This is a genomic window from Massilioclostridium coli, from assembly GCF_900095865.1.
Lineage (GTDB): Bacteria > Bacillota > Clostridia > Oscillospirales > Ruminococcaceae > Massilioclostridium > Massilioclostridium facile.
In genome coordinates this window covers 1,204,792-1,221,100 of sequence record NZ_FMIZ01000007.1, presented here as the reverse complement: position 1 = coordinate 1,221,100, position 16,309 = coordinate 1,204,792, and the positions used below count along the sequence as shown (strand labels likewise).

Annotated in this window: 13 protein-coding genes; 12 read left to right on the top strand and 1 reads right to left on the bottom strand. The window is 38.5% G+C overall.

Annotated elements, in window-relative coordinates; translation table 11 throughout:
* Window positions 1-388 precede the first annotated feature (388 nt).
* The 6 genes from htpG (at window position 389) to BQ2683_RS10640 (ending at window position 9,606) form a co-directional block, all read left to right on the top strand.
* Window positions 389-2,272: a molecular chaperone HtpG gene (gene htpG / locus BQ2683_RS10665; RefSeq protein ID WP_069989021.1), complete on the top strand. Its 1,884-nt coding sequence runs from the start codon at window positions 389-391 to the stop codon at window positions 2,270-2,272.
* 426 nt (window positions 2,273-2,698) lie between these two features.
* Complete coding sequence (locus BQ2683_RS10660) at window positions 2,699-3,223, top strand: hypothetical protein (RefSeq protein WP_069989020.1); 525 nt, start codon at window positions 2,699-2,701, stop codon at window positions 3,221-3,223.
* A 252-nt stretch (window positions 3,224-3,475) separates the two neighbouring features.
* Window positions 3,476-4,192, top strand: a complete 717-nt coding sequence (locus BQ2683_RS10655) for a hypothetical protein (protein ID WP_069989019.1) — start codon at window positions 3,476-3,478, stop codon at window positions 4,190-4,192.
* A 289-nt stretch (window positions 4,193-4,481) separates the two neighbouring features.
* Complete coding sequence (locus BQ2683_RS10650; RefSeq protein WP_069989018.1) at window positions 4,482-5,372, top strand: sulfide/dihydroorotate dehydrogenase-like FAD/NAD-binding protein; 891 nt, start codon at window positions 4,482-4,484, stop codon at window positions 5,370-5,372.
* A complete protein-coding gene (gltA, locus tag BQ2683_RS10645) occupies window positions 5,372-6,763 on the top strand; it encodes an NADPH-dependent glutamate synthase (RefSeq protein WP_069989017.1) in 1,392 nt (463 codons plus the stop codon). Before BQ2683_RS10650 ends, gltA begins: the two co-directional genes overlap by 1 nt.
* A 911-nt stretch (window positions 6,764-7,674) precedes the next feature.
* Window positions 7,675-9,606: an S-layer homology domain-containing protein gene (locus BQ2683_RS10640; RefSeq protein ID WP_159427378.1), complete on the top strand. Its 1,932-nt coding sequence runs from the start codon at window positions 7,675-7,677 to the stop codon at window positions 9,604-9,606.
* Between the two features lie 451 nt (window positions 9,607-10,057).
* Here BQ2683_RS10640 and BQ2683_RS10635 read toward each other — a convergent pair whose 3' ends face one another.
* Window positions 10,058-10,882, bottom strand: a complete 825-nt coding sequence (locus BQ2683_RS10635) for a hypothetical protein (RefSeq protein WP_069989015.1) — start codon at window positions 10,880-10,882, stop codon at window positions 10,058-10,060.
* 231 nt (window positions 10,883-11,113) lie between these two features.
* On the opposite strand from BQ2683_RS10635, the gene BQ2683_RS10630 reads away from it, so the two are divergent.
* From BQ2683_RS10630 to BQ2683_RS10605, 6 genes are all read left to right on the top strand, one after another.
* Window positions 11,114-11,860 carry a carboxymuconolactone decarboxylase family protein gene (locus BQ2683_RS10630; protein WP_069989014.1) on the top strand — a complete coding sequence of 249 codons (747 nt, stop codon included), beginning with the start codon at window positions 11,114-11,116 and terminating at the stop codon, window positions 11,858-11,860.
* A gap of 315 nt (window positions 11,861-12,175) precedes the next feature.
* Complete coding sequence (locus BQ2683_RS10625) at window positions 12,176-12,649, top strand: flavodoxin (protein ID WP_069989013.1); 474 nt, start codon at window positions 12,176-12,178, stop codon at window positions 12,647-12,649.
* A 16-nt stretch (window positions 12,650-12,665) separates the two neighbouring features.
* Window positions 12,666-13,811 carry an aldo/keto reductase gene (locus BQ2683_RS10620; protein WP_069989012.1) on the top strand — a complete coding sequence of 382 codons (1,146 nt, stop codon included), beginning with the start codon at window positions 12,666-12,668 and terminating at the stop codon, window positions 13,809-13,811.
* 90 nt (window positions 13,812-13,901) lie between these two features.
* Window positions 13,902-14,456, top strand: coding sequence for an ECF transporter S component (locus tag BQ2683_RS10615; protein WP_069989011.1), 555 nt, complete (start codon window positions 13,902-13,904; stop codon window positions 14,454-14,456).
* A complete protein-coding gene (locus BQ2683_RS10610; RefSeq protein WP_069989010.1) occupies window positions 14,449-14,871 on the top strand; it encodes a DUF1893 domain-containing protein in 423 nt (140 codons plus the stop codon). The genes BQ2683_RS10615 and BQ2683_RS10610 overlap by 8 nt, the downstream gene beginning before the upstream one ends.
* A gap of 59 nt (window positions 14,872-14,930) precedes the next feature.
* Window positions 14,931-16,061, top strand: a complete 1,131-nt coding sequence (locus BQ2683_RS10605; RefSeq protein ID WP_069989009.1) for an aldo/keto reductase — start codon at window positions 14,931-14,933, stop codon at window positions 16,059-16,061.
* The last annotated feature ends 248 nt before the right edge of the window (window positions 16,062-16,309 follow it).

Sequence of the window (16,309 nt, the reverse complement as noted above, 5' to 3'; positions counted from 1 at the left end):
ATACGAATCCAAAATGGGAAAGGCTGTATGAAAAAAGATATCCAAGTTAAAGTGACCGTGTTTATAGGTATCAGTCATGTGATGCAATAATATAATTCATTACCTATTATAAGGGACTATTACTGTTTGAACTCGGTGAACTTGACTGTTTTATAGGGAGGATAAAGACATAATTTTCTTTGATTTTCTCAATTTGTTGCATACTTATATTTTACAAAAACATGATGAAAGATTTTAAAAATCAATAAATCGTGAATTTTGTTCTATAATTGTAAAAATAAAACAAAGGGCTTGATTTTAAATCAAAAAAGTATTATACTTTATTTTAGCACTCAAGGTATATGAGTGCTAAAACTTTGACTTAATTTTTAAGAGGTGTAAAATCAGCATGGAAAAGAAACAATTTAAAGCAGAATCCAAACGTTTGCTTGATTTAATGATTAACTCTATTTATACACATAAAGAGATTTTTTTAAGGGAATTAATTTCTAATGCTAGTGATGCAATCGATAAGCTTCATTTTAAATCCTTAACCGATGATTCTATTGGATTAACCCAAAGCGACTATAAAATCCATCTGGCTGCGGATAAAGATGCCCGTACTTTAACGATTACCGATAATGGAATTGGTATGACCAAAGATGATTTGGAAAATAACCTGGGGACCATTGCTCAGTCAGGCTCTTTTGCATTTAAAAAAGAAAATGAAACCGGTGATGATGTAGATATTATTGGTCAGTTTGGGGTAGGGTTTTACTCCGCCTTTATGGTGAGTAAACATGTTGCTGTCATCAGTAAAGCATATGGTTCTGATCAGGCTTACCGCTGGGAATCCGATGGTGCGGACGGTTATACCATTGAGGAAACCCAACGAGATGGTTTTGGTACAACAATTATCCTGACCATTAAAGATGATACGGAAGAAAATCACTATGATGAATTCCTGGACGAATATCGTATCCGTGGTTTAGTAAAGAAATATTCCGACTATATTCGGTACCCAATCACCATGGATGTAGAGAAGGAAAGGAAAAAAGAGGGCTCCGAGGACGAATATGAATCCTACATTGAGGAGGAAACCCTTAACAGCATGCAGCCAATCTGGAAAAAGGCAAAAAATGAAGTAACAGATGAGGACTACAATAACTTTTATAAAGAAAAATTCTTTGATTTTACCGATCCTATGAAGGTAATCCACAGCAAAACTGAAGGTTCTGCCACCTACAATGCATTGCTGTTTATTCCATCTAGAATTCCATATGATTTTTACACAAAAGGGTATGAAAAGGGCTTGCAGCTGTATTCCAGCGGTGTTTTAATCATGGATAAATGCGGAGATTTACTACCAGATTATTTTGGATTTGTAAAAGGACTAGTGGATTCTGAGGATTTATCTCTGAATATCTCCAGGGAAATGCTTCAGCACGATCGCCAGTTAAAATTGATTGCTAAAAGCTTGGAAAAGAAAATTAAAAACGAACTTACCAAAATGCTGAAAAACGAGCGGGAAAAATATGAGAACTTCTTCAAGAATTTTGGTATTCAATTAAAATTTGGGGTATATTCCGATTATGGTGCCCATAAAGACGAATTGAAAGATTTGATCCTGTTCCATTCTTCCTTTGAAAATAAATACACTACATTGCAGGAATATGTTTCCCGCATGAAACCGGAACAGAAAGAAATCTATTATGTTTGCGGTGATAAGTTGGAACAGATGGAACATCTACCACAGACCGAAATGGTAAAAGATAAAGGGTTTGAAATCCTCTACCTGACAGATGATGTAGATGAGTTTGCGATGAAGACACTGGGAGAATACGAAGGCAAGCAGTTTAAATCAGTATCCAGTGGAGAGCTGGACCTGGAAACTGATGAGGAAAAAGAACAGGTAAAACAGCAGCAGGAAGAACATAAAGACCTGTTTGCTGCAATGAAGGAATCACTGGGGGATAAAGTAAGTGAAGTACGTTTGTCCCAACGGTTAAAAACCCATCCAGTATGCCTGACTACTAGTGGGGAGATTTCCTTGGAAATGGAAAAAGTATTGAATTCTGTTCCAAATAACCAGAAAGTTTCCGCCCAGAGAGTATTGGAAATCAACGCAAATCATCCAATTTTCCAAAAACTTTGTGCTTTACAGGATAATAAGGAAAAACTGGCTTCTTACGCAAAATTATTATATACCCAGGCCAGCTTGATGGAAGGACTTCCGGTCGATGATCCAGTGGAATTCTCCAACCTGATTTGTGATTTAATGGTAGAAGAATAATCCCGTATTTTATTTCTAGCTGTGCCTAGAACTTACAGTATCGTTAAAAGCAACAGAAAAGTGTGATTCATATAGATGACAGCCTGGTAATTCATACATTGCCAGGCTGTTTTTTATGTTCTGTTTTTCAGGATTTTCACATGGAATAATAGATTTGAAATCCTCGATTTCATAGCAAAAAATTAAAAAACTCAATTATCTATTGTCTAAAGTGAAATATGAAAAGAACTGTTTACAACGATAATACAACAATTATAAAGCCTTATTTAATGGCTGATACGAAGAAAGAACAAGACAGGTGAGAAATAACACTTGAACTATTGTGTTATTTCATATATTCTATATATAATTGCAAAAGTAGAAGAGAAGTGACAATTCATTTTACTTATTTTATCATTTACTTGTTTAGGAAGGAGGACCTCATACATGAAAACAAAGGTAAGAGTGATTCGTCTGATTGGAGCTATTGTATTTGTACTGGCGATTGTTTTTTTGTATTGGGGAGTAAAAGGAATTACCAACATACGCCCTGCTTCTGATTATGAGGACATGGGTATTCATACTTTTGTGCCTGATCGAGTTTTGCCTGTTTCAGTGGAAAATACTTCTACCGGACGAGATAAACGGCTTTATCCTACCAAGACAATATATGTAGTTTATTATCAAGCTTTGGATGGAAGTGGATATCAATGGAAAGTAGAAACTGGCAACAAGAAAAGTGATGCTAATCAGATTCTGTACGAAGGAAAAAGTGTGAAACAGCGAGTATTGTCCATTAAAGATACCAAAAAATATATCACTGTGGAAGATGAACTGACAATTGATACTTATGTAAAAGGACAACTACACCAGTATATCTGGATGGTTGGATTGTCCATTGGCTATTTGATATTTTGTCTTGTAGTATGGATGGTTATAAAACGGCGTAAAAATAATAAAACAGAAGAATAGCAATCGTTTTGTCATGCAAATTCCTTGCTTATTTTGATATTGCAATAATGGAATCTATTTTTGATAAAAGAAACGATATATTGCCAAGTGTTATCAGAATAGGAACCGATTTTATACATAAAATGATGTGACTGACGATGAGAGGAATCTGTTTCTTTCCGTAAGTTTTTAAACGATCCATGATTTGTTTGATAATTGTTTGCATATTGATTCCTGTTGATTAAAAAATGATTTAAAAAGGAGGTTTATACAATGAAAAGAAAAAAACTTATTCCAATCATTAGTGTTGTTTTTTCATTTGTCTGTGCGATTCTGTTATTCCTAAATTGGAATGTAGAATCGTTATTTCAACAAGATGAAATGCCAGTTACCATGAGCAATATAAAACATGATACCAAAACAGATTTTACTGGATCTATAGCAGGTGAGGATATTCCACGATTGGTTAGCGCAGACGATTTTTCAACAATGCAAACGAAAGTGGATTATATGACAGCAGAGCCAATTGGGATTGTTGCTACTGGTGTTTCCAGCTTAAAACCATGGGTAGACCATTACGCTACAAAAAGCTATAAATGTAGAACGTCAACTGGTAGTCGTCGGGCCGAGGTAACCCAATCGAAATTTGATATTTGGAACAATTATAATCCATATTATCTGTTAGAACTTCCAGATCATACCTATCTATTGGCACAGATACCACAGACAGCAGCAGATGCAATCAAAAAAGGTAAAAATATAACTCTTCCGATCGGTCAAAAAGTAGGAATAACAGATACTGCTAAGAGATATCTTACTCCTATCTGCAAAGAATATGGGGTCGATATAAATGGTGTGTACTATGCTTTTAATAATCAATGGCAAAAAGAACACCACTCTACCTTTTTGTTGATACGCTTTGGAATCTCTGCTGTTCTTTGGTTAGTGCTATCTGTGGGAATAACCCTTTTGGGGAATAAAATTTTTTAAAAAAAAGAACAAGCTAAAATATAATAAGAAAAGAAACAATATCGGATTTTGGTGTGATGTTATTTTTAATAGGTAAAACAATTTCTCTTTGCATCATCAATGGGAACAATCTTCTGTGAAAATGTTGGTGTTTGTTGAATATATACAAATATTTAGGTAGATGTTTAGTAACTATAAATTTGTATTTTGAATCACTTTTTGCTATAATAGAGATGTTCAGGTGTTTTTTACATAGTAGCACCTGTTTACAATTTTCCATGTAAAAAAACTAAGTATGGGAGTAATGAACGTGTATAAGATCGTAAAAAAAAGAATGCTTTCTAGCAATATCTTTTTAATGGATATTGAAGCGCCACGTGTTGCCAAATCTGCAAAACCAGGGCAGTTCGTGATTGTAAAAATGGATGACAAAGGAGAACGTATCCCTTTGACAATCTGCGATTATGACGCAGAAAAAGGTACTGTTACGATTGTGGTGCAGACCATTGGTTCCTCCACAAAATTAATGGAAGAATACGAGGAGGGGGATGCTTTTGAAGACTTTGTTGGTCCTTTGGGCAACCCTAGTGATTTGATTGATGAACCAATTGAAAAATTAAAAGAGATGAAAATTCTATTTGTTGCCGGTGGTGTTGGTACTGCTCCAGTTTACCCACAGGTAAAATGGCTGCATGAACAAGGTGTGGACGCAGATGTTATTATCGGCGCAAAAACTAAGGACATTGCTATTTTAACTGAAGAAATGGCTGCTGTTGCAGGCAATTTGTACTTAGCTACCGATGATGGTTCTTCCGGCTTTAAAGGGATGGTAACCGATCGTCTGAAAGCTTTGGTGGAAGAAGAAGGCAAACATTATGACCGTGTTGTTGCTATTGGACCAATGATTATGATGAAATTTGTTTCTTTGCTGACCAAAGAATTGAATATTCCTACTATTGTCAGCCTGAATCCAATCATGGTGGATGGTACTGGTATGTGCGGCGCTTGTCGTGTTACTGTAGGAGACAAAGTAAAATTTGCTTGTGTAGATGGTCCTGAATTTGACGGGCATTTGGTAAACTTTGATGAAGCAATGCAACGCCAAGCAATGTATAAAACCGAAGAGGGCAGAGCTGAATTGCGCCGCAGAGAAGGGGATACTCACCACGGCGGATGTGGACATTGCGGAGGTGACGAATAATGGATAGATTTAAAAGAATTCCCGTAGCAGAACAACCTGCTGATGTACGTGCAAAAAACTTTGAAGAAGTTTGCTTGGGTTATACCGAGGAAGAAGCAATCCAAGAAGCATCTAGATGCTTGAATTGTAAAAAACCTTTATGTGTAACCAAATGTCCTGTAAGTATTCATATTCCAGAATTTATTCAACAAGTAAAAGAGGGTAATTTTGCAGAAGCTGCAAAAATTATTGCACAGGATTCTGCTTTACCAGCTGTTTGTGGTCGTGTTTGTCCACAAGAAACCCAATGTGAAAGTAAATGTGTATTGGGAATTAAAGGTGAACCGGTTTCCATTGGTAAGCTGGAGCGTTTTGTAGCTGACTGGGCAAGGGAACACGATGTTGATTTGAGTGCAAAAGAACCAGATAACGGCATTAAAGTAGCTGTAATTGGCTCTGGCCCTGCTGGTATTACTTGTGCTGGCGATTTGGCGAAATTGGGTTACGAAGTAACCATGTTTGAGGCCCTTCACGAACCAGGCGGAGTTTTGGTATACGGTATTCCAGAATTTAGGTTGCCAAAATCCACTGTTGTTGCCCATGAGGTAAACAACCTGCGGAAATTAGGCGTTAAAATTGAAACAAATGTTATTATCGGCAGAACAGTAACTATTGACCAACTGTTTGATGAAGAAAACTTCCAGGCTGTATTCATTGGCTCCGGCGCTGGTTTGCCAATGTTTATGGGGATTCCAGGGGAAAACGCCAACGGTGTATTCTCCGCGAACGAATTCCTCACAAGAAGTAACCTGATGAAAGCGTTCCGTGACGATTATGATACTCCAATCCGTGCAGGACAAAAAGTTGCTGTTGTCGGTGGCGGTAACGTAGCAATGGACGCAGCAAGAACAGCATTGCGTTTGGGTGCTGAAGTACATATTGTGTACAGAAGAAGTGAAGCAGAACTTCCAGCTCGTGTGGAAGAAGTTCACCATGCAAAAGAAGAAGGCATTATCTTTGACCTGTTGACCAATCCAGTAGAAATCCTGGAAGATGAAAAAGGATGGGTAAAAGGTATGAAATGTGTTCGTATGGAATTGGGTGAACCAGACGCTTCTGGTAGAAGACGTCCTGTTCCAGTAGAAGGTTCTGAATTTATCATGGATGTTGACACTGTTATCATGTCTCTTGGTACTTCTCCAAACCCATTGATCTCCTCTACCACAAAAGGTTTGGATATCAACAAATGGAAATGTATTGTTGCGGATGAAGAAAGTGGCCAAACTTCCCGCGAAGGTGTATTTGCAGGCGGTGACGCTGTAACTGGTGCAGCTACTGTTATCCTGGCAATGGGTGCAGGGAAAAAAGCAGCGGCAGCAATGGATGAATATTTAAAAAATAAAAATAAATAAGTTTATTGAGGACTAAGAAAAAACCTCCTGAAATTCCTTTTCAGGAGGTTTTTTCATGGTGTCTTTGGACATGAAAAAAAGAGTAGTGGAACAATTCTAACGACAGGCTTTATATGGGCTGAAAAAGGAAAGGCTGTACGAAAAAAATAGCGAATTGCCTCATTTATGGGTGGTATGTGCGATATTAGTAACATAGGGGATAAACTGGCAATAACATCTTTAGAGGCTGTGCAAGCTACCACTTGAACTGATAGTTTTGGCTCATAATTGTATTCGGAAACTCTTGGTTTTATCGGGAGAGGTATCTCGTCAAAAAGGTTTTCACTTCCGGCAAAGCAGGTTATTAGAAAAGAAACTGGAATCAAGAATAAAACGAAATGGAACTTCTTGAACAAGAAGGAGGGTAGATGTAGTTGAAGAAAATTTGCAGTGTGTTTTTCAATGCTTGTAGCTTGCCTTTTTAGGGCGATTCAAGCTTCCGACTCATTTGTAGGTTTAAACTAGAGAAACTAGGATAAATGGATAAGATGACGAGTAGATTGTGGCGTTTTAAATAATAAAATGGAACTAGTTGATATCCCCATTTATAAATAAAATGCTTATTCGATAGTATAATCACTTTAACTTTTTTCTGCTGGGCAAAACAGGAATAAGCATGACTTTTTAGGAATCAGATACAAAAAAATAGAAAATAATTTACATATTAACATATTTACTTTATTATAAATATTATCTATAATAAGAAAAGAAATATTGTTTTTTTAGGCGGAATAAGATATAAATACAACTGAATTGTTCGAATATGGTTTTGAATCAGTAAATGGATATTTTATTCCCAAATTCCACTTAGCAATGGTTGAAATGGGCAGTTTTTATCATTGCGTAATTTCATGAATAAAAGCGGGGTACTTATGAAACAGAAACTAGCATTAAAATTACTTTCTTTTTTTCTCTCGGGGATCATGGTGGCAGGGATAATGTCCACTACAGCATTCGCTTCAGAAAATACACAAACAACATCACAAATTATTTCTCAGTTAGAACAACAGAATGAGCCGGTAGAAATACAGCCTTTTTCCAATTATGAAGGAGGAGCACGGTTATCCAGTCAGGCAAAGGATATTTACAATGGGTTGTATGATCTGGTACAGAATATTGTTTCTGGCAAAACAAGGACAGCAAAAATAAGTTCTTTAAAAATTTCCCATTATAAATCCTCTACATTGAGTTCTGATTTTAACAAAGCATTAAACGCCTTATTAACGGACTTGCCAGAACAGCTATTTTGGTATGATAAAACCCAAGGCTGTGTTTATACCGATTATAAAAATGGAAATTTGGATGTTAAAATGAGTGTGGCCAAAGATTATCGGGATAGCAGCGCTTCTGCGGAATCAATCCGTATCAACGGCCAGACAAAATATTATTATTTTACAGTAGATTCTTATAAAATGAAACGCGCTACCAATGCTTTGATTACAGCCCAGAATGTTGTGGCACAAGTGGCAGGAAAGAGCTTAGTAGAAAAATTATCTTATTTTAATCAGTGGATTTGTGACCATGTAAATTATGCGGATGCTACTTCGTCTTCTTATGGCGACTTGTTCCAACTGGTTTATGTATTTGATGGCAACGCTTCAACCAATGTTACATGTGAGGGATATGCGAAAGCATTCCAGTATTTATGCGATATGGCGGGGATTCAGTGCTACACAGTAAACGGCTATGTAGGAAACACCGCTAGTTCTGCTTTTGCCCATATGTGGAATGTAGTGCCAATGAATGGTTCCAATTATATTGTAGATGTAACAAATAATGACAGTTTTCTCAACAGTGGTTTTGGATATGAAAGCTTTTTCCTGGCAGGTGGCCCTACCAGTAATGGCTGGACTACTATAACGGTGGATAGCCTAAACAAAGCCATGTACCAGTACCGTGATGATTCGATAAAACCTGTGATTTCCAACAGCAATTATAATAGCAATTCTGGCTATCAAACATCGGATAGCAGTACCAGGCAGACAGTTCGTGTATCAGGCGGCGTGGTCTATCGATATGGGGAAACTGGCAGCAGCACCAGTTTAACGGCACCAATGGGAACCCGTGTTACTGTCAAAGCGGACATGGCTAAAAACGAACTGTTTACTAAATGGGAGTTATCCGGCATTGATGCACTTCCAAATGTTTCTCCAGCAAACTGGGAAACTTCCGAAACTATTAGTTTTGACTTGCCTATCGGGGTAACCAGTCTGAACTTAACAGCGGTTGTAAAAGAATTGCCCGGTGTTTTGCCTTATTATGATGTTTCTTATAGTGATTGGTTTTTTAATGCAGCAAGGTTCAATTACGATAGAGGTATCATCACTGGAATGAATGAAACAACCTTTGGCCCAAGTGTGAGCATGACCCGTGACCACATTGTAACGATGTTATATCGTATGGATGGGAAACCAAGTGTAAGCTACAGTCCGATTTACCCAGATGTACCAGCAGGGGATTTTTATACAGATGCAGTCATGTGGGGACATCAAACAGGAGTAGCAACAGGCTATGATAATGGGTACTTTGGAATTGGCGATGAAATCACGAGAGAACAGACAGTAACTATGTTATACCGATACGCCCAGCATAAAAAATTGGATACATCTGAACGGACATCATTAGATGAATATCAGGATGGAAAGGATGTTAGTGGATTTGCGAAAGACGCAATGGAATGGGCAATCGGTACAGGAATCATCAAAGGGGAAAACAACCAGAATATTATCAACCCACAGGGATCCACTGACCGTGCGGGTGGAGCAACGATGATTATGCGGTTTATGGAATACTATGACTTATAAAATAGGAAAAATTGTTGATAGCATTTTAAAAATGTCATCTTCAGAGAGAAGTATATTAAGAAAGTAACTGTAAAGAATAGCTGTTTATAAAGTTTTATTTATTCTGATTTGGAAATACTGATTACATGATGTTTTTATTTTTATCAGTGAGTCAGATTGATGTAGTTCCAATGCGAATAGAGGAAAGCATAAAAGAAATATCATACAGGTTTCTATAAAAAAAGCCAGTAGGGTTAGTCTAGAAAGAATATCCCTATTGGCTTTTTCATTTCAAGAATGGTGTGTTGTCATACAACAAAATTATTTTTGTGAAAGAACCACAGTAATATAGTATTATTATGATGTGGTATCAGTATTGGTCAAGCATAAAAACAAGATAGATTTTTTTGTATTCTATCTGATTTTATATGTTGCTTTTCGTTATATATAAAATATAGTTGACCTTTATTTTTTATTGGATTTCTACGATATAGGCATCAAATTGAGGTAGGGTAACGGTAGAACCTAATACAGATTCATAGCTGGTTTCCCCTTTTAACTGTCCGTACATAGTGATCACGTCATCTTCCAAAACCCGGGTAGAAGATTTGGCGTAGTTTTTTACATAAATAGTGTCTGTCCAATAAGTAGAGTAGGTTCCTTGTTTGGTAATGTTGACCCGCAACGTATCATATCCATACCCTGCCATTACTTGAACTACTTCTCCTGTAAATACAGCATATTTTCCGTTGTATTCGGAAGGATTGCGGGCTATTTGTTCAAAGCTGTATTTTTGACAGTTGCCTTTTAACCATTGGTTCTTTTCTTCCTCTGTCATATTATAGGATTCGCTGTTAATAATTTGGCCGCAAACAGTACATTTTTGGATGCGGGTTCCGGCATCTGAATAGGTAGCTGGTGTTTGAATCTCCCAATCCGCTAAGGTATGGTCTAATTTTGGAATGATCTTTGGTATCCTTGCTCCACATACAGTGCATGTACTTTCTTTCGAGCCTTCCTGTGAACAAGAAGCAGGCTGGGTTTCTGTCCATTCACCTGGTGTATGCCCCAAAGCTTCTCCTGTCCGTTCGCCGCATAGTTTACAGGTTTTTGCTTCTGTGCAAGTAGCATCTTTCCATTGGTGGTCACCCAATTTATCATCTGCGGTTTTTCCACATTTGCTACAGGTTTTTGGTGCTTGGCAGGTTGCTTCTTCCCATTCATGGTCACATCCACAGGATGTTAAGAATAAACAGGTACAAACAACCGCAAGAACGATTGTTAATCCTTTTTTCATATAAATTCCTCCATAATTTTACTTTTCATCCCTATTATAGCAAAAAAATAGTATTTCGTCTACAATTTTCGACAAAATAAAATATAATTTGCAAACATATGTTTTTGTGATAAGTATTTTGTTCGTAATAATTTCATTTGTAATACAGATTTTTTTACAAAAATGGAAAAAAACTCTTGACTTAGAGTGCGCTCCAAGTGATATGATAAAATCCATAAGGAGGGAAAATAAATGGAATTAACAGAAACGAAACAACAAAAACAGTTTTTAAAGGAAAGCAGCTGTTTTTCAGAAACAGACCCGGAATTTTCTGAATTGTTCCAGAATTTTGCGTTTGACGCTGTAATTGACCAGGGAAATTTGGATAACCATACTCGAATGATGGCGATTATTTCCACTTTATTAGGGTGCCAAGGAATAGAAGAATTTACTGCAATGCTTCCAGTTGCAGAACAATCGGGAGTAACACCTGTTGAATTGAAAGAGATTGTTTACCAGGCGGTGGCCTATTTAGGTTGGGGTAGAGTGCGCCCATTTTTGTCTGCGTTAAACCAGTATTTTGAGAAACAAGGCATTTCGCTCCCATTGGAAGGGCAGTCAACTACTACACCTGAAACCCGTTTACAGGCCGGAATACAAACTCAGGTAGATATTTTCGGGGATGGTATGAAGGAATTCTACAAATCTGGCCCGGAAGAATCACGCCATATCAATTATTGGCTGGCGTCCAACTGTTTTGGAGATTATTACACACGTAAAGGATTGGATTACGCACAGAGGGAATTGATTACTTTTTGTTTCCTTTCTGCCCAAGGAGGATGCGAACCGCAATTGATCAGCCATGCAGCAGCCAACATGAAGGTGGGGAATGATAAGGAATTCTTGATCCAGGTTGTTTCCCAATGCCTGCCCTATATTGGGTATCCACGGAGTTTGAATGCGTTGCGTTGTATCAACCAGGCGGCGGAACAAGCATAAGGATGTGATAGGTATCATGGATATCTTAAAATGCTATCTTGTCTATTTGTAAACTGTTAGGCTATCAGTAATTTTTTGATAGATAATTTCTCGCAAGACCGAACGTATTCATTTGTTTTTATCATATCTCAAAGTGAAGAAAGGAAAAGACTGGTTGATAAGTGGCGGTATTTTGAGGCGGAAACATCGTTTTCAGGATCTGTTTTTTAAATTTTGCAAACGGTCTGTTTTGTGGATAGATTCCAGCCCGATGTTACGCTGAAGTTTGTATATGCTAGATACAGCAAAATAATAAAGCAAAAAGGAAGTGTTTGAATGAAACCATTGGTATTGTATTATTCTTACAGTGGAAATACAAAACAAGTTGCAGAAAAAATCCACCAGGAAATTGGTGGAGATATTGCCAGAATTGAAACAGTGACTCCTTATACTGGGGATTATAATACAGTAGTTAACCAAGGAAAAAAAGAGGTTGACCAGAGGTATCATCCTCCTATCCAGCCAATCGGGGTTGATATCAGCCAGTATGATACGATTGTGTTGGGATCTCCTGTCTGGTGGTATACCTATGCCCCTGCGGTAGCAAGTTTTTTGGAGCAAAATTCCCTGGCGGGTAAAAAAGTGTATCCATTTATTACAGATGGCGGATGGATTGGACACACAATTAAAGATTTACAACAAAGTTGTCCAGACGCCTTGGTACAACCGGAAATTGATATCTATTTTAGAGCTTCCAGCATGGCAACTTCCCAGGAGGAACTCAGCCGTTGGATTCATCAAATATCTTAAGGAAGGGAGGAATATTATGGAGTATCGGATATTAGGAAGGACAGGGCTACAAGTCAGTGAGATTGGTCTAGGATGTGAGGGTTTTAATGGACGTAGCATGGAGTTTACTAGAGAATTGTTTGAGTATGCTATTTCCCAGGGAGTAAACTGCATGGATCTGTATAGTCCAAATCCAGAATTGCGGGACAATATTGGAACGGTATTGCAAGGCAGGCGGGAAAACTTTATTATGCAGGCACATCTTTGCACCATTTGGCAGGATGGGCAGTACAAAGCCACCCGTAAACAAAATGAGGTAAAAGAATCGTTTGAGGATTTGTTAAAGCGCCTGAAAACGGATTATATTGATATTGGTATGATCCATTATGTGGATTCGGTGGAAACTTGGGATGAAATTGCCAATGGCGATGTGATACAGTACGCTCTGGAACAGAAAAAAGCGGGGAAAATCCGTTTTATCGGATTGAGCAGCCATAATCCAATTGCCGCGTTAAAAGCGGTAAAAAGCGGATTAATCGATGTATTGATGTTCAGCATCAACCCCTGTTACGATTTGTTGCCGGGGGATGAGGATTGTGAGAACCTCTGGTCGGAAGAAAGCTATTCCAAGGATTTGATCAATATGGATCCACAGCGGGAACATTTATATGAAGTCTGCCAACGCTTAGGCGTTGGAATCACCGTCATGAAGGCGTTTGGCGGAGGTGACCTGTTGAGTAAGTATTCTCCAGCAGGTATGCCGCTTACCGTTAACCAGTGCATCCACTATGCGCTGACCCGTCCCGCTGTTGCTACTGTCATGTCCGGCATCCATTCCATGGAGGAATTGCGGGCAAATCTGGAGTATGAAACCGCATCTGAGGAAGAGCGGGATTATGCTACAGCATTTGCGTCTCTTCCAAAAATCAGCTGGAAAGGGCATTGTATGTATTGCGGACACTGCGCTCCATGCCCGAAAGGGATTGATATCGCGGCAGTGACAAAGTTCCTTAACCTAGCCAAAGCACAGGGGGAAATTCCGGAAACAGTACGGGAACATTATGCTGCATTGCCTCATTTAGCTAGTGAGTGCGTCCAATGCGGGCAATGTGAAAAACGCTGTCCGTTTGAAGTACCTGTGCGAAATAATATGAAACAGGCACAAGATATTTTTCAGAAATAGAAAATAAAATCTAATTTTAAGGATACCTAGTGTTTATAAGAAGATATGCACACTATGGTATAACACAATCAAAATAAAGGAGATTTGACTATGTCTACTATTACATTGAATAAAACCGCATTTAAGGCAAAAACCATTACTACTATTTTGGCAATCGCTACTGCGATTGTTTTACCACAATTGTTCCATGTCATGGGAATTATTTCCGGTACTGGAGCGATGTTGGGCTCTGTATTTTTACCAATGCACATCCCTGTATTTGTTGCAGGATTAATGGCAGGGCCAGTTGTTGGCATCATTGCCGGTGCGGTTAGCCCATTGGTCAGTTTTGCGATTTCCGGTATGCCAGCAGCAGCGTTATTGCCGTTTATGATGTTTGAACTGGCTGGATATGGTTTGGTAAGTGGTTTGTTGGTTCATGTCAAAATGCCTGTATTCGCAAAACTGGTTATCGCTCAAGTTGCCGGCCGTGTAGTAAGAGGAATCGCCATCGCCATCGCTGTATTTGGTTTTGGAAACCAAGCGGTTCAACTTGCTTCTATCTGGACCAGTGTTGCCCAAGGTCTGCCAGGCATCCTGTTACAATGGGCAATTATTCCACTGTTGTTATACCGTATGGAAGGGCTCAAAAAATACTATGAATAATCTACAAAAAGCAAAGGAAATTTTGCTGCAACAGCCTTATACCTGTGTGGTGTGCAAGGAGGATACCATGTATACCAGTCAATCCAGAGGGGTTGCCCCTTTGGTGGAATGGATTCAAAGCGGCACAGATTTAACAGGGTTTTCCGCAGCTGATAAAGTCATCGGAAAAGCATCCGCGCTGTTGTTTGTGATGTTAGGGATAACAGCGGTGTACACTCCAGTTGTCAGCGAAAAGGCGGCGGAAGTGTTCACCCAATATGGGATTGAACTGGAATATGGTCAAAAAGTCCCTATGATTATCAACCGTGCGGGAACAGGTCCCTGTCCAATGGAAAATGCTGTGGAAGGGATTTCTGATCCGGAAACTGCTTTGCAGAAAATACAGCAAACCTTAATAGAATTAAACATAAAATAGGATTCTTTTTGCAAGCGAAACAATTTGTAAATTGGCATGTAAAAAGGATAATGATCAATATGAGAAAGAAGGGATTCCGTTTGAAACGGCTTGGATTTGGTATGATGCGCCTTCCAAAAATCGGGGAAGACGATGCTAATATTGACATGGAAACTGTCTGTAAGATGGTGGATACATTTTTGGAAAAAGGGTTTACCTATTTTGATACAGCCTATATGTACCATGAATTTAAAAGTGAAATCGCTTTACGGGAAGCATTGGTGAAACGTCATCCACGGGAGAGTTTTACTGTGGCGACTAAAATGCCCACCATGTTTTTGAAAAAGCAGGAGGATTTGGACCGGATTTTTCAGGAACAGCTGGAAAAATGTGGAGTAGATTACTTTGATTACTATCTGCTTCATAACCTGAAGATTGACCACAATCAGATTGCGGAAAAATTCCATGCCTTTGAGTTTATCCAGCAAAAAAAGGAGGAGGGAAAAATCCGCAACATTGGTTTTTCCTACCATGATAACGCTGAGTTGCTGGATGAAATTTTAACCAAACATCCAGAAGTGGACTTTGTCCAACTGCAACTGAATTATTTGGATTGGGAGAATGAAAGCATTCAATCCAGAAAATGCTACGAGGTTGCCACTAAACACAAAAAACCAGTTGTAGTTATGGAACCGGTAAAAGGCGGCACACTAGCAAATGTACCGGAATCAGTGAAACAACTGTTCCACCAGGCGCACCCAGACTGGTCGTTTGCTTCGTGGGCAATCCGTTATGTTGCCAGCTTGGAAAATGTAATGGTAGTATTGAGTGGAATGTCCAATATGGAACAGTTGTTGGACAATACCGGTTATATGGAAGATTTTAAACCGCTGACAGCAGAGGAACAAAAGGTGATCTCCCAAGCGGTAGATCAAATTAACAAATCCATCGCAGTCCCTTGTACTGCTTGTGAATACTGCGTAGCAGGCTGCCCAAAAAAGATTGCTATCCCCAAATATTTTGCTTTGTATAACGCGGAACAGCTATCTTCCAACAAGGGATTTTCCATTCAGTCGGTTTATTACGAAAATTATGCCAAAACTTATGGGAAAGCTTCTGATTGTATTGAGTGTGGCCAGTGTGAGCGCGCCTGCCCACAGCATATTGACATCATTCAGCAGTTGAAAAATGTCGCCAAAGCGTTTGAATAATTCTGCTGGAAGGGTAGGTTATTTCTATCGCTAATCGGGAAAAGGCGGTTAGGGGATAATGTTTCCGATTTTATCCAATGTTTGGAACTTCTGTGTTTTATTTTCTCATGCAATATATCATCAAATAAAAATGATAGAGAAAGGTCCTAATAAAAAACTGCTATAGTATCTATTCTCTAAATAGTTTTACGCTAAAAACTACCATAAAACTATTTATATAAAAAAACAAGCCATTTTAAAATGGCTTG

Coding starts and splice junctions, on each gene's coding strand:
- htpG (WP_069989021.1), top strand. CDS start 389: ATGGAAAAGAAACAATTTAAAGCAGAATCCAAACGTTTGCTTGATTTA.
- BQ2683_RS10660 (WP_069989020.1), top strand. CDS start 2,699: ATGAAAACAAAGGTAAGAGTGATTCGTCTGATTGGAGCTATTGTATTT.
- BQ2683_RS10655 (WP_069989019.1), top strand. CDS start 3,476: ATGAAAAGAAAAAAACTTATTCCAATCATTAGTGTTGTTTTTTCATTT.
- gltA (WP_069989017.1), top strand. CDS start 5,372: ATGGATAGATTTAAAAGAATTCCCGTAGCAGAACAACCTGCTGATGTA.
- BQ2683_RS10640 (WP_159427378.1), top strand. CDS start 7,675: ATGAAACAGAAACTAGCATTAAAATTACTTTCTTTTTTTCTCTCGGGG.
- BQ2683_RS10635 (WP_069989015.1), bottom strand. CDS start 10,882: ATGAAAAAAGGATTAACAATCGTTCTTGCGGTTGTTTGTACCTGTTTA.
- BQ2683_RS10630 (WP_069989014.1), top strand. CDS start 11,114: ATGGAATTAACAGAAACGAAACAACAAAAACAGTTTTTAAAGGAAAGC.
- BQ2683_RS10625 (WP_069989013.1), top strand. CDS start 12,176: ATGAAACCATTGGTATTGTATTATTCTTACAGTGGAAATACAAAACAA.
- BQ2683_RS10620 (WP_069989012.1), top strand. CDS start 12,666: ATGGAGTATCGGATATTAGGAAGGACAGGGCTACAAGTCAGTGAGATT.
- BQ2683_RS10615 (WP_069989011.1), top strand. CDS start 13,902: ATGTCTACTATTACATTGAATAAAACCGCATTTAAGGCAAAAACCATT.
- BQ2683_RS10610 (WP_069989010.1), top strand. CDS start 14,449: ATGAATAATCTACAAAAAGCAAAGGAAATTTTGCTGCAACAGCCTTAT.
- BQ2683_RS10605 (WP_069989009.1), top strand. CDS start 14,931: ATGAGAAAGAAGGGATTCCGTTTGAAACGGCTTGGATTTGGTATGATG.